Genomic DNA, 12,879 nt, shown 5'->3' with positions numbered 1-12,879 from the left:
CACAACACACCCCCCGCCCCCCCCCCCCCCCCCCCCCCCGCGCCGCCCCCCCCCCCCCCCCCCCCCCCCCGCCCCCCCCCCCCGCCCCCCCCCCCCCCCCCCCCCCCCCCCCCACGACTCGCTAGGGGCGGGATCACCGGCTAAGTGGCGGAACTCCACCCCACGGACCGTAAGGCCCATTACCGAAGCCAGCACCCGGACTGGAGCTGGGCACCTGGAAGCCGTCGATACCCTGCGGTCCCAGGCAGCGCGATGTCGACACGGCGGACCTGCACGGATCCACGCTCGCGACGGCGGGGGGCGCGGCTAGCAATCCTATCGCCACACCCGCTGCTGCGATTACCGGAGTTGTTGCTGCGATGAGCTTCAACTTCATTTGTTCTCAACCTTTCTCGTTGTTGCTGATCTGTGATCGATCTCCACCTGCGCTACCGCTGTGTCAAAAGGCAATCCGCTCAACACTTTCCGTCTCGGGGATTGGTGGCCAGTGGTAGCCACTCCAGATCTACCCTCCGCAGCAATTCCCGCAAACCGACAGCGGCCGATTCAAAGGAAACGCAAATTTCTGAGCCACTTTTCTATGCGTTCGGTTTGAGTTCTTTGCCGTATTACGCAGGGCACCAATAGAATTCGCAGTATCGACGAACGTCCCGCACGAAAGACGTTCCTGAAAGGACGGAGTCACCATGAAGCACAAGTTTGTGACGGCGGTAACAGCCGTGACCCTTCTCGCCGCTGGATCACTGTCAGTGGCAGGGTTGGCAACGGCAGCGCCGTCCGGCGGCATGACGCCCAATGAGGTCATCAACCAGCTGCAACGTGCCGGCAATAACGTGATCGTCAACAAAATCGGCAACGGCGCTGCAAACACGTGCGAGGTGGTATCGGTCCGCCCGGTTACCCAAACGCCGCTGCGGCCCAATCACCCCGTCCTGGGAGTCGCGACACTGATGCCCAGGACAACCGTTCACGTATCTATGGTCTGCTGACGTTCGAAAGTCGTTGATCTCCAATGTGTATCGCCGCGTTCAACGGTATGGTCAAAAAGGGAAAACTGAGAATCAGCTATGAGTTCCGTGACAGCAAGGTATGTCGTCTGGAGACTTGAATCATGACAACGATGTCGGTCAACCCTCGCTCTCAGACAACGAGACCCGCGATTCTCGGAACCCTTCCCCAGATCCGGCGCGCTGACGGAACGGAGATCCGGGTGCTGCTCGTCGACGACGAGCCGGCTCTGACCAACCTCGTGACGATGGCACTGCTGTATGAGTCATGGGTCGTGGAGGTCGCGCACGACGGTCGCGAAGCCGTCACCAAGTTCGATTCCATGCGTCCCGACGTCGTCGTGCTGGACATCATGTTGCCTGACCACGATGGTCTCCAGGTGCTGCAGCGCTTACGCGCGAGGTCCCCGCACACACCCGTGCTGTTCCTGACAGCACGTGATTCGGTCGCTGATCGCGTTGTCGGCCTGACCTCCGGCGCCGACGACTACATGACGAAGCCGTTCAGTCTCGACGAGCTGGTCGCGCGGCTACGCGGTCTGCTCCGACGGGCCCTCGACGGCGGATCCCCGGACAAAGACGCAGTTCGGGTCGGCGATCTGGTGCTGAACCCGACGACCAGGGAGGTCAGCCGGGTCGGCGATCCCATTGATCTGACCGCGACCGAGTTCGAGTTGCTCCACTTCATGATGCGCAACCCTCGTAGAGCCCTCAGCCGCGAGGCGATCCTCGAAGACGTGTGGGGTTACTCGTTCGGCGGCAAAACCGGAATTGTCGATCTGTACATTTCGTACCTTCGCAAGAAGATCGACGTCGGCAGAGAGCCGATGATTCGCACCGTACGAGGCGTCGGTTACCAGCTCATTCCCCAGCAGTGACGCCGCCGCGATGGTGGCCTCGAACACTGGCCCGACAGTTGATGTTTGGTGTGTCAGCGCTCGTGACATTGTGCGTACTGGCGGTCGGAGCCATTTCCATCTACAGCATGCAGACCTATGTCGCCGAAACCGTAGACACGGAGATCGGGCATTCACTGGCCGCATTCAAACGATGCCTAGACGAGGCGCAGGCACAGGGCCGATCAGGCACCGAGGCGCTCACTGAGTTCACCGGGCAGGCTTCCGGGACGACGATCGCGATCATGCGCGACGGTCGCGTCGTGGAGTCGGCGTTCTTCGACGATGACAAGAACCCCGCGGAGGCGCCCACGGAGGCTGTCAGGGCTTTGGAGGCTACGCGCTGGATCGAGCGGCCCCAGACGGTCAACTTCGGCACACTCGGCAAGTACCGAGTGGCCAGCGAGGAAGCCGACGGGCAGCAGTTGATATCGGCGGTATCGATGCGCAGCGCGAGCGAGATCGTTGCCAGAAAGACCATAGCCGTCGCAGTGATCACGGCATCGGCGGCTCTGATGGCCGCGGTAGGCACAGTCGTGTTGGTCCGGCTGAGTCTGCGACCGCTGCGCCGGGTCGCCGCGACGGCATCGAATGCGGCCGACACAGCCCTCAGGGACGGCGATCAACGGATCACGGCAAGGGTGCGACGTTCGGATTCTCATCCCGACAACGAAGTCGGAATAGTAGGCGAAACGTTGAATCGGTTGCTCGCCAATGTCGACGCCACCCTGGCCGGCCGCGCCGAGTCCGATCGGCGGATGCGGCAGTTTCTCAGTGATGCAAGCCATGAATTACGCACGCCACTGGCGGCGATCCACGGTTACGCGCAACTCACCCGCCAGGACGGTCCGTCGCTGCCGTCCACCACCGAGTACGCACTTGGACGGATCGAGTCCGAATCGCGCCGAATGTCGACTCTGGTCTCCGACATGTTGCTGCTTTCGCGTCTGGACGAGCGCCGGGGCTTGCATTTCGAACGTGTCGATATCACCGAGGTCGTGCACGATGCGATCAATGATGTCGCGGTGACCGCCCCGGAACACACGTTCGTCGCTGAGCTTCCCGAGGACGACATCTGGATTTGGGGTGACCGAGCCAATCTCCACCAAATCATCACCAATCTGCTCGTGAACGCACGCGTCCACACACCCGCGGGTGTCACGGTGACCTCGACGCTGCGGTCACTCGGTGACACCGTCGAACTGTCGGTCGCCGATGACGGTCCGGGAATCGATCCGCAACTATTGCCGGACTTGTTCGGTCGGTTCGTACGGGCTGACAAGGCGCGGTCACGTGCAACTGAGAGTTCCGGCCTCGGGCTGGCGATCGTCGCGTCGATAGCGAAGGCGCACGGCGGCAGGGTCGGCGTCGAGTCACGACCCGGACGGACCGAGTTCGTGGTGACGCTGCCCGCGATGGCGCCAGCGGCCCTGACCTAAGCGTCCAGTGGGTTGGCCATGATCCTGCCGGCGCCGTTGCTGACAATCGACGCTGCGGCGGCACTGTCCGGCTTGCGTCGCGCCTGGTCTTCGAACGCCGCGATGAACTCGCTGCTAAATCCCTGTCGGGGATGGCGCGCAAGGATCTCCGCCCGCAGTTGCGGCGGGAACTCATCGGGTCGACGTCCGGCGACGTCCCAAGCGGTGGCAACCTGCAACAGATGGGACTCGGGGTCGACGCTCGCGGGCACATCGGGACGCATGTGCAGCACGATGATCTCCTCCGCCCTAGCGGCGCGCTCGGCCGACCATCCGGCCGCCACCCCGAACACCCACGCCAGGTTTCCGCCGGCCACCTCGAAGTCCACCCGGTGGCTGTCGAACGCGTCGGTCAGGCCCAGGTCGTGAAGTATCGCCGAGACATAGAGAAGTTCTTCGTCGAAATTGATGCCGTGCGCCTCTCCGTATTTCGCCGCCCATAGGTACGACCGGAGACAGTGGTGCAGTAGCGCGGGCGAGTAAAAGCGGGTGGCCACCGCCAGCGCGGCAGTCGCCGCAGGCGTCTCCGGCCCCGTGACGTCAATCCCTACCATTGCACGACCTTTCATGGCACTTCCATGGTCATTGATCGAACTCGAGCGCCGACGTCATGAAACAACCTTTTCGACAGTGGTTTTCATATCGTCGACCACTTGAATGATCGTCTTACCGCGACCGGCGCGCTTCGGGTCGAACGCGGCAGCAGCGTCGTCGAGGGGACGTATCGCACCGATGCGTGGTCGAATCCGCCCATCCTTGAGCCTGTGTTCCAGCTCGGCCAGCATCGTCCGATCGGGTTCGACGACGAAGAAGGTCGCGCGGATGTTCTCGGGAGGGCTCGGTGGCGGTTCCGCGATGCTGACGAGCGCACCGCCGGGCCGAACCAGAGCGGCTGAGCGGCGGAGGATCTGACCGCCGATCACATCGAGGACCATGTCCAGTTCTCCGACGTCTTCAAGCCGATCGCGGTCCAAGTCCACGAACAGTTCCGCCCCCAGCTCCAGGACCGCTTCTCGGTCGGCGGCGCGGCCGGTACCGATCACCCGAGCCCTCGCCTCTACCGCCAATTGCACAGCCACCGAGCCGACACCGCCCGCGGCGCCGTGAATCAGCACCGTCTGCCCTGCTGCGAGCCGCCCGTGGATGAATAGTCCCTGCCACGCCGTGAGCCCTGAAATCGGCAGCGCCGCAGCCACAATGTGGTCGACATCGGCCGATAGCGGCGTTAGGTTACGGGCCTCGACGGCCACGAATTCCGCGAGAGTGCCGTTACGGGCCCAGTCGGTGATCCCGAAGACTCGCTGCCCGACCGTCAGGCCGGTCGTGCCATACCCGAGTTCTGCGACGACCCCGGAGACCTCGTGGCCAGGAATTGTCGGTGCCCGATCGTGTCCGGCGCGGTCGGTCCAAGTGCCTGGCCAGTCGAGTTCGCCCGGCGTGAACCCTGCCGCGTGCACCGCGACGACGACGTCGTTCTCGGCCGCATGCGGATACGGCATCTCTCCTAACGCCAGCGCTCCGATACCGGCTTCACGGTCACGCGCGATGAGCGCTCGCATGATGCTCGATCTTGTAGGTTCGAGCATCGTGGTCATCTCGACTCCATGCCGTCAACGTTAGTCGCGAGAACCCGACAATCGTGGGCCACTTGGACACGGCAAACGGAGGCCATTCAGATCCAGCCGTCAGGGCAATCGTGTCCGACCAAGGAACCCACGGCGTCGACCATCTGCTTGATGCCGAGCCGTCGCCAGCACGTTGATGCGACAGCGCGTTGTCCCGACTACCGGCGCGTTCGAGCAGTAAAACGCGCGGCTACGGCGGCGGAGGTAGGGGCAGACGCGCGAAAAGCATTAGTGTGCAGGAAGACTAGTCCTTGGAGTCTTTCGAATCCTTCGAGTCTTTCGAATCCTTTCAGCTCTCTGAGTCGTCGTCATCATCGTCGTCTGACTCGTCATCGTCATCGTCTGACTCATCCTCGTCAGCGTCGTCAGAGCTATCCTCGGACTCATCCTCATCGGAATCGTCGTCCTTGGAGGCTGCACCCGGCTCACTGATCTTGTCCGCATGCTTCGTCAGAAGCCGGGCCAATTGACGCGCTTCTTCCGGCGCCAACGAGTCGTCGAATAGCTGCTCGTTGTCCTCCGACACCCGCTCGAGGTAAACCACGTTCTCTTTCACGGCGACGTTCCATTGGCCGCCTTTATACTCCGCCATGCACCCGGGATACCCCGGCTACCGGCTTGTCACCCATTTACGCCGAATGTCAGGGGACCCTGGTCCAGGGGTCGCAATTACGTGATTCGAAGGCCTTCACCGTCGAGTTGATGTTCGCCATCATCGGACCGACAGACATGTTCGTTGCAACCACATTGTCCTTATTCGTATCAGGCGTGCTGTACGTGAACCACACGCACATCGAGTCCTGTGTCGGCACATCGTTGATCCAGATCTGGAAGTCCGACGCTGTCCCCGCAGTTTGGTACAGGCCCGCCGCGATGTCAGGTCCGACGAGAAAGAAGCCGTTGCCCGGAATCGGGTCCAAAGGAGCGGCACTCGACGGAGACACGAACGTCATCGCCGTGACTGCGGCGGCAAGGCCTGCCACTGCATAACGCCTGATCACATCGGCAGCGTAACTCTTCAGCTCAGCGCACCGATTAAATTCGCGTGACACCCATCGGCACGGCAGCCGTCATCGGCGCCGCCCTAGCGTTTCCGGCCGTCCTGATCGCGGCCCCAGCACAAGCGGCCCCGCTGCCCGAGTTCTGCGTGCCCGCCAACGTTGTCGAAAACGTGTGCACCGCGCGCCTGACGTCCGTAACTGCCGACGCAGTCAACGGGACGATCACCGGGACACCGGTCGGCGGCACAACACCGATTACCGTTGCAGGACAGGGAGATGCCTATCTCAGGTCAACGGGATTCGGTGATGCACGCCCGAATCCGGTGCAACGCTGGGACGACGCGATCGACACCGTGAACGGCCTTAGCGTCGACCCATCCGACCCAAATTGGTACGGCAATGCCAAGGCCAAAGCATTCCTGCCCAGAACACTGAATGATCTGGCCGGCCAGTTTCCACCGGACGTCCTGGTAGTCCGGTTTACGCCTGACGACGCTCAGCCGGACTCGTTCCGTCTCGTGTCCGCTCAGCCGACGGCGACCTCCGCCCGCTGACGGGACGCATCGACAGCGGGCGCCTCCCTCAGCTTTCCGTGTACGTATATGTGCCGATGGTGCACACGTCTATGCCGTTACGCACCAGTTCCTCGCCGTCGTCGAACACGGCCTTGAAGTCGTACATGCACGCCCCGCTGCCGTCGTCGATGTTGATGTTCACCGACTGGCCGACCGGCAGAACATTCTCGCCGAGAATGTCCTCCTCCCAGGTGCCGCGGTCCACGTTCGAGGCATAGAAGTGCACGATTCCGTGCTGCGTTTCATTGACGATTTCGACGTGGCGGTCTTGCGCGTTCGCAGGAGCGGCGGCCAGACCGATTGCTGCGACAACGGCCGTCACGCTGCTCATCGTTAATCTCTTCAACATCCTGTTCATCTGTCGTCTCTTTTCTCGAATTAAGCGACTGTGTCCCCGGGCGGCAAAAATATCTCGTTTTGCTCACGAATGGTGTCGATCCTGCATAATTGCCGAGCGCATATGCCCGATATCGCTGCCGGGCGTTGGATAGCAAACTCCGCTATTGACCCATCGTGGAATCAGGGCCGAAGACTGCGGCCAAGGCTGACTTTCGCTTCAGAGCGTGGGCGTCCCGGTCAGATCGCCACCAGCGTGGAGTGTCAGAAGCGGACACCGGAGAAGCAGGCTGCACGACAGAAGCGTTGGCGGGACGCCAATTGCGAGGCGTGGCTAGCCATCTCGCGTCGGAGAGACGCAGGCGTAGAGGGTCAGGCCCGCCCTCACACCTCCGATGGGGCGGGCCGACACAGTCGGTTAGTCAGCTAGGGAATCCAGATTCCCCGGTCATCCCAGTGACCGGGTGGGACTCCGTAGACCGGGTTCGGGAACGGTCCGAGGAATCGGTCCTTCTTGACTTGCCCGGGGGGGCCAAAGGGGTTGTGTCCAGGAGGCCCCTGGAAGGCGTCACACGGCCACGGCCAGCATCCGCGATGCCCGTCGTCGGCCTGCGCTGCACCGATTCCCAGGCCAAGGGCCGTGACGCTCAGCGCCCCGGTCATCGTTACGGTAGCGGCGATTCTATTTAGATTCATAGTGAACTCACTCCTGCTGCTGCGTTCTTCCCGCCCTCCACTGGCTACCCCGATGCAGGAGGCGGAAACCACCTTCTTCGTTGACTTTCAGCGAAAAACTGTCGTCGCTAGCAAATCTAATTAACTGTGATTGACTATTCCGAAAATAAGCGATGCGAAGAACTGGCTTCGACGTCCCTGTTATTGATATCTGCAAGCACGTCAAGATCGTTACTCGCTGCGCTGGAACCACCTTGGCGCGGCGGACCCGGCGCATCCTCTTTCAGAAGCTAGCAACCCCATGACGGTCCTCCTCGCCGGAGGCTTGACCCGCCTCACTGTGGCATTTCGCGGGCTCTCCCGACGAGTGCCAAATAGATGAGACTCCATGTCGACGAAAGATCATCTGGGTATAGAACGCCGGCTGTGTCGACCCACTCCAGCGTGTTTTCAAGCCCCCGCTGGTTAATCAACGCTTGGGATGAGTGCCTGGGAGCTGCGTGGTGTGGAAGCCACGTCATCGGCCGTCGGCCGGAGTCACCGACCGGTCTAGGCCGAAGACCTTTGTGGGAGCTGACTTTCCCTTCAGGGCGTGCGCTCCCCGGTCAATGAGTTCAGGGGGTCGAGAGACCAGGGCGTCCACGGTGTGGTCGGTGAGAAGGATGGCGTCGCCGGTTTGCTTGGTGAATTGCTCGACTCGGGCGGCGACGTTGACGGCATCGCCGATCAACGTGAACTCCAACTTGCCCGCGCCCCCGATCGTGCCGGCGATCACCACACCGGTGTTGATGCCGATACCAATCCGAAGCTCTCCGTTGAAGCGCTCGGCGACCAGTCGATGAATCAACACCGCAGTGTTCACCGCCGCATCAGCATGCTCGGCAAGGTCGTTCGGCGCGCCGAACACCGCCAGCGCACCATCACCAAGGAACTTGTTCACATGCCCACCCGCATCAACAACCGCAGGCACCACAACCTCGAACAGGGCATTGAGCCGCGCGACGACATCCTCAGCGGGTGTCGCCTCGGCAAACGGCGTGAAATCACGGATGTCGACGAACATCACCGTCACCTCACGACGCTCACCGGAGAAGACATCGTCACCCTGCTCAAGCAGCCGCGCCGCCAAGGATGGGTCGACGTAAGTGCCGAAAGCGGCCTGAAGTCGTTGCCGCTCAGCCAAACCCGCCTGCATCCGATTGAACGACGCCGCCAAAGCACCCAGATCATCGTCCTGCACCACCGGCAGACGCTGGCTGTAGTCGCCAGCCGCCACACGCTCAGTTCCTGCGGCGAGATCGCGGATGGGTTGCAGGAGTGGTGAATACGCGGCCCAGAGCGATGGCCCGATAAGTAGCAGCAGTACTCCACCGATCGCCATGGCGAGCGCAGGACCGTGGGTGGCCACGTCTAACACAGCTCCCAGAATTGCGCCCGCGACGGCAAAGGCGAACCCCACCCCGAGCATGGCCACGTTGGTCCACGTGGCGAACGAGGGGCGAGAGCGAGGCAGAGTATCGCCGATCTCCGTACCCGAAACCGAGGCGATCGCAGCCCGAGCGGGCCGCAACGTTGATTCGACGTAGCTGTGCAATGTGATCAGCTGGCCGGCTGTTCCGGCAATGGCGCCCAGAATCGCGTACTGAATCAACCGCGACCCGGTCGTCCCTGCAATCATCCCGATGACAACGAACAGCGCGGCGACCCAAACAGCGGTGACGGCTATCCCCCTCGCAATCACTTTCCGGCCATAGTGGTAGGTGGCGCGCAGCGCGCTTTCTGGGTCAACATCCTCGCCAGCGACCCACCGTTCGATGATGCGCGGATCCCTTCCGCCGGGACCCACCACCACATACAAGTATGCGAGCACGGCAACGATCGTCACCGCGGCCGCTTGCGCGTAGTGATCAGATCTCTCGTACGCGATGATGCCCAACGACCAGGCGAGATAGACCGGCAGCGCCAAGGGAAGCGTAAGCGCCCAGCAGGCCCACGAGTACCTCGTTGCATACCGATCCCACGCCCACTGCCATATGCGGTTCATGCCAAAACAAAACACCCCCGGCCGTCACGACCGGGGGTGTTTCGAACTACTACTGACTAGTGGTGGTGATGACCGTGGCCGTGGCCATGGCCGTCATCCTCCGGCTCAGCCGGCTTGTCGACGACCGCCGTCTCGGTGGTCAGCACCATCCGCGCGACCGACGCCGCGTTCAGCACTGCCGACCGCGTGACCTTGACCGGATCCACGACACCGTCGGCGGTCAGATCGCCGTAAGCGAGCGTGGCGGCGTTAAAGCCTTGCCCGGCAGGCAACTCGGACACCTTGCTCACCACGACCGCGCCATCGAGCCCGGCATTGGTGGCGATCCAGTACAGCGGCGCGGACAGCGCGGCGGCGAACACGCCGACCCCAACCGCCTCGTCTCCCTTGAGAGACTCGCGCAGCGGCCCGAGCACCGAACCGGCCTGGACGAGCGCGGCGCCACCACCGGTGACGATGCCCTCCTCCACAGCAGCCTTGGCTGCCGATACGGCGTCCTCGACGGCTTCCTTGCGCTTCTTGAGGTCGGTCTCAGTGGCCGCGCCGACCCGGATGACGGCGACTCCACCGGACAGCTTGGCCAGGCGCTCTTCGAGCTTCTCGCGATCCCAGTCGGAATCGGACGCCTCGATCTCCGAACGCAATTGCGCCTTGCGACCCTCGATGGCGTCCTGCGTGCCGCCACCGTCGACGATGACAGTGCTGTCCTTGTCGACGACGACCCGGCGCGCGGAACCCAGCACCTCGAGGCCGACCTCGCGCAGCGCCAGACCGACGTCGGGGTTGACGACCTGTCCGCCCGTGACGATCGCCAGATCCTCGAGGAACGCCTTGCGGCGGTCTCCGAAGAACGGCGCCTTGACGGCGACAGCCTTCAGCGTCTTGCGAATCGCGTTGACCACCAACGTCGAAAGGGGTTCACCCTCGACGTCCTCGGCCACGATCAGCAGCGGCTTACCCGACTCCGCGACCTTCTCCAGCAGCGGCAGCAGGTCCGGCAGCGAGCTGATCTTCTCGCGATGCAGCAGCACCAGCGCGTCCTCGAGCACCGCTTCCTGAGCATCGAAGTCGGTGATGAAGTACGCGGAGATGTAGCCCTTGTCGAAGCCGACGCCCTCAGTGACCTCGAGCTCGGTGTTCAGCGTCGAGGATTCCTCGACCGTCACCACACCGTCGACACCGACCGTCGTCATGGCCTCGCCCACCAGCTCGCCGACCTGCTCGTCACGCGACGACACGGTCGCCACCTGCGCGATGGCGGTCTTGTCGGTGACCGGCGTCGCGGCTGCCAGCAGCGCCTCGGACACGGCGTCCGCGGCCTTGCTGATGCCCTGGCCGAGCGCGATCGGGTTGGCACCAGCGGCCACATTGCGCAGGCCGGCCTTGATGATCGCCTGGGCGAGCACCGTCGCCGTCGTCGTGCCGTCGCCCGCCACGTCGTTGGTCTTGGTGGCGACCGACTTGACCAGCTGGGCTCCCAGGTTCTCGAACGGGTCCTCCAGCTCGATCTCGCGGGCGATGGTGACGCCGTCGTTGGTCACCACCGGACCGCCGTACGCCTTGGCCAGCACCACGTGGCGACCGCGCGGCCCCAGCGTGATCCGCACGGCGTCGGCGAGCTTGTCGACCCCGGCTTCCATTGCCCGGCGCGCAGTTTCGTTGAACTCGATCTGCTTGCTCATGAATGTCCTTTTAGTTCGGAACGAGTGCCGCCCCGGAACTCACCCGTCTATACGGGCAGCTCCGGGGCGGGACACGGGTGCTTACTTGTTGACGACAGCCAGCACGTCGCGCGCGGAGAGAATCAGGTACTCCTCGCCGTTGTACTTGATCTCGGTGCCGCCGTACTTGCTGTAGATGACGGTGTCGCCCTCGGAAACGTCCAGGGGGATCCGCTTCTCGCCGTCCTCGTCCCAGCGGCCGGGGCCAACTGCGACGACGGTGCCTTCCTGCGGCTTTTCCTTGGCGGTGTCGGGGATGACAAGACCGGAAGCGGTCGTGGTCTCGGCCTCGTTGGCCTGTACGAGGATCTTGTCCTCGAGTGGCTTGATGTTGACTGCCACGATGGAGCCCTCCACTTAGTTGGGGTCGTCGATCCCGGGGGATCCCGGGATCTCAATTACCAGGTGTTCGGCATAACGTCCGTGCCTCGCTCCGTCGTCGCGGGTGCCGGCGCAGGGTTTGGGCGTCTGCCACCTAGCACTCTATACATGAGAGTGCTAGCACTCAAGATCGGCCTATGCCTATCTCGTAAAGCGAACGCGAAGGTCGCCGAAGAAGGCGATCACCAGCGGATTGAGGATGTCCGCACGCTCCCACTGCAGGAAGTGGCCCGCCCCCGGAACCACGACCGGACCCGCCCGGTTGGTGAAAGCCACCTCGCAGGTGTGCAGAAAGTCCGGACCGATCACCTGATCGTCCATGCCGTAGAGGATGAGGGTCGGGATGTCGACCTTGCGATCCACAATCGGCGCCTCGCTCACCACCCGCCGACCGTGAATGAGCTGATAGCACGCCCAGCCCGCCCGCAGTTGCGACTCCTCGCTGAACGCCTCGGTCATGAAGTCGACATCGGCCGCGCTGAACGTGCCCGGCGACGCCCACAACCGGTGCCCGTAGAACTCGGCAATATAGCGGCGGCGCTTCTCGACGGTGTCGAGTTCAGCGGCCAGCTCGTCAGGCGTCATGCCCTGCCGGTAGCGGTAGTCGGCGGTGGGCCCGTCGCCAAGTCCTCGTATGGAGGCAACGTCGATGCCTGCCGCCACGTAGTCGTCGAAGACGAACGGCGGCACGGAGTCGAAGAACACCAGCTTTTCGACGAAACCCGGGTACCGGTGCAGCAGGTCGACGGCGATCGCAGCACCCAGATCACCGGCGACGACCCCGCATCGGTCGTGTCCGAGAACGTCGTGGACGAGCAGGTACAGATCCCGGGCCCAGGCCGCCAGGTCGTACACGTCCTGACTCGACGGGTCCGAGTCGCCGTATCCGCGCAGATCCGGCGCGATCACTTCGTAGCCCGCCTGTGCCAGCGGGGCGACGTTGCGCCACCAGATGCGCTTGGACTCCGGGTAGCCGTGTATCAGCAGTAGCGGGTATCCACCGCGGCCTTCCTGGACAAACGCGAGCGTCAGCCCGTCGCGGCCCTCCGTCGCCGGTACCTCGCGCCGGTGGATCGTGAACGCATCGGGCGCAGGGGTCGTCGGTTGCGCGGGCCTCAGACGCAGGTCGTAGTGCACGCA

13 protein-coding genes are annotated in these 12,879 nt (G+C 63.3%); 4 read left to right on the top strand and 9 right to left on the bottom strand.

Annotated elements, in window-relative coordinates:
* The first annotated feature begins 686 nt into the window (after nt 1–686).
* The 3 genes from ACIA48_RS18225 to ACIA48_RS18215 all read left to right on the top strand — a co-directional run bounded on the left by ACIA48_RS18225 (nt 687) and on the right by ACIA48_RS18215 (nt 3,342).
* Nucleotides 687–989 carry a hypothetical protein gene (locus ACIA48_RS18225; RefSeq protein WP_396734329.1) on the top strand — a complete coding sequence of 101 codons (303 nt, stop codon included), beginning with the start codon at nt 687–689 and terminating at the stop codon, nt 987–989.
* Nucleotides 990–1,111: 122 nt separating this feature from the next.
* Nucleotides 1,112–1,885, top strand: a complete 774-nt coding sequence (locus tag ACIA48_RS18220; RefSeq protein ID WP_396734326.1) for a response regulator transcription factor — start codon at nt 1,112–1,114, stop codon at nt 1,883–1,885.
* Between the two features lie 41 nt (nt 1,886–1,926).
* Nucleotides 1,927–3,342: a sensor histidine kinase gene (locus ACIA48_RS18215; protein ID WP_396734324.1), complete on the top strand. Its 1,416-nt coding sequence runs from the start codon at nt 1,927–1,929 to the stop codon at nt 3,340–3,342.
* On the opposite strand, the gene ACIA48_RS18210 is transcribed toward ACIA48_RS18215, so the two are convergent.
* From ACIA48_RS18210 to ACIA48_RS18195, 4 genes are all read right to left on the bottom strand, one after another.
* Entirely contained in the window at nt 3,339–3,935 is a 597-nt protein-coding gene (locus tag ACIA48_RS18210) for an HD domain-containing protein (RefSeq protein ID WP_396734321.1), read from the bottom strand. The two genes, ACIA48_RS18215 and ACIA48_RS18210, sit on opposite strands and share 4 nt — an antisense overlap.
* A gap of 54 nt (nt 3,936–3,989) precedes the next feature.
* Nucleotides 3,990–4,940, bottom strand: coding sequence for an NADP-dependent oxidoreductase (locus ACIA48_RS18205; protein WP_396735069.1), 951 nt, complete (start codon nt 4,938–4,940; stop codon nt 3,990–3,992).
* Between the two features lie 355 nt (nt 4,941–5,295).
* A complete protein-coding gene (locus tag ACIA48_RS18200; RefSeq protein WP_396734319.1) occupies nt 5,296–5,598 on the bottom strand; it encodes a hypothetical protein in 303 nt (100 codons plus the stop codon).
* A gap of 49 nt (nt 5,599–5,647) precedes the next feature.
* Nucleotides 5,648–5,959, bottom strand: a complete 312-nt coding sequence (locus tag ACIA48_RS18195; RefSeq protein WP_396735066.1) for a hypothetical protein — start codon at nt 5,957–5,959, stop codon at nt 5,648–5,650.
* Nucleotides 5,960–6,051: 92 nt separating this feature from the next.
* Between ACIA48_RS18195 and ACIA48_RS18190 the strand changes: the two genes are divergently transcribed.
* On the top strand, nt 6,052–6,561 hold the full coding sequence (locus ACIA48_RS18190; protein WP_396734317.1) for a hypothetical protein: 510 nt from the start codon (nt 6,052–6,054) through the stop codon (nt 6,559–6,561).
* Nucleotides 6,562–6,589: 28 nt separating this feature from the next.
* Here ACIA48_RS18190 and ACIA48_RS18185 read toward each other — a convergent pair whose 3' ends face one another.
* The 5 genes from ACIA48_RS18185 to ACIA48_RS18165 all read right to left on the bottom strand — a co-directional run bounded on the left by ACIA48_RS18185 (nt 6,590) and on the right by ACIA48_RS18165 (nt 12,876).
* Nucleotides 6,590–6,913: a hypothetical protein gene (locus ACIA48_RS18185; protein ID WP_396734314.1), complete on the bottom strand. Its 324-nt coding sequence runs from the start codon at nt 6,911–6,913 to the stop codon at nt 6,590–6,592.
* A gap of 1,197 nt (nt 6,914–8,110) precedes the next feature.
* The gene (locus ACIA48_RS18180) at nt 8,111–9,637 is read right to left on the bottom strand and encodes an adenylate/guanylate cyclase domain-containing protein (RefSeq protein WP_396734311.1); all 1,527 of its coding nucleotides are present in this window, start codon (nt 9,635–9,637) and stop codon (nt 8,111–8,113) included.
* A gap of 56 nt (nt 9,638–9,693) precedes the next feature.
* Nucleotides 9,694–11,319, bottom strand: coding sequence for a chaperonin GroEL (gene groL, locus ACIA48_RS18175; protein WP_396734308.1), 1,626 nt, complete (start codon nt 11,317–11,319; stop codon nt 9,694–9,696).
* Between the two features lie 81 nt (nt 11,320–11,400).
* Nucleotides 11,401–11,703: a co-chaperone GroES gene (groES, locus tag ACIA48_RS18170; RefSeq protein WP_041302834.1), complete on the bottom strand. Its 303-nt coding sequence runs from the start codon at nt 11,701–11,703 to the stop codon at nt 11,401–11,403.
* Nucleotides 11,704–11,880: 177 nt separating this feature from the next.
* Nucleotides 11,881–12,876 carry an alpha/beta fold hydrolase gene (locus tag ACIA48_RS18165; protein ID WP_396734305.1) on the bottom strand — a complete coding sequence of 332 codons (996 nt, stop codon included), beginning with the start codon at nt 12,874–12,876 and terminating at the stop codon, nt 11,881–11,883.
* Nucleotides 12,877–12,879 lie beyond the last annotated feature (3 nt).

This window comes from Mycobacterium sp. NPDC051804 (assembly GCF_044452905.1).
GTDB lineage: Bacteria > Actinomycetota > Actinomycetes > Mycobacteriales > Mycobacteriaceae > Mycobacterium.
This window is presented reverse-complemented; position numbering and strand designations above follow the sequence as displayed.

Excerpts from the sequence above, each read along its gene's own strand:
- ACIA48_RS18225 (WP_396734329.1), top strand. The coding sequence starts at position 687 with ATGAAGCACAAGTTTGTGACGGCGGTAACAGCCGTGACCCTTCTCGCC.
- ACIA48_RS18220 (WP_396734326.1), top strand. The coding sequence starts at position 1,112 with ATGACAACGATGTCGGTCAACCCTCGCTCTCAGACAACGAGACCCGCG.
- ACIA48_RS18215 (WP_396734324.1), top strand. The coding sequence starts at position 1,927 with ATGTTTGGTGTGTCAGCGCTCGTGACATTGTGCGTACTGGCGGTCGGA.
- ACIA48_RS18210 (WP_396734321.1), bottom strand. The coding sequence starts at position 3,935 with ATGGTAGGGATTGACGTCACGGGGCCGGAGACGCCTGCGGCGACTGCC.
- ACIA48_RS18205 (WP_396735069.1), bottom strand. The coding sequence starts at position 4,940 with ATGCGAGCGCTCATCGCGCGTGACCGTGAAGCCGGTATCGGAGCGCTG.
- ACIA48_RS18200 (WP_396734319.1), bottom strand. The coding sequence starts at position 5,598 with ATGGCGGAGTATAAAGGCGGCCAATGGAACGTCGCCGTGAAAGAGAAC.
- ACIA48_RS18195 (WP_396735066.1), bottom strand. The coding sequence starts at position 5,959 with ATGACGTTCGTGTCTCCGTCGAGTGCCGCTCCTTTGGACCCGATTCCG.
- ACIA48_RS18185 (WP_396734314.1), bottom strand. The coding sequence starts at position 6,913 with ATGAGCAGCGTGACGGCCGTTGTCGCAGCAATCGGTCTGGCCGCCGCT.
- ACIA48_RS18180 (WP_396734311.1), bottom strand. The coding sequence starts at position 9,637 with ATGAACCGCATATGGCAGTGGGCGTGGGATCGGTATGCAACGAGGTAC.
- groL (WP_396734308.1), bottom strand. The coding sequence starts at position 11,319 with ATGAGCAAGCAGATCGAGTTCAACGAAACTGCGCGCCGGGCAATGGAA.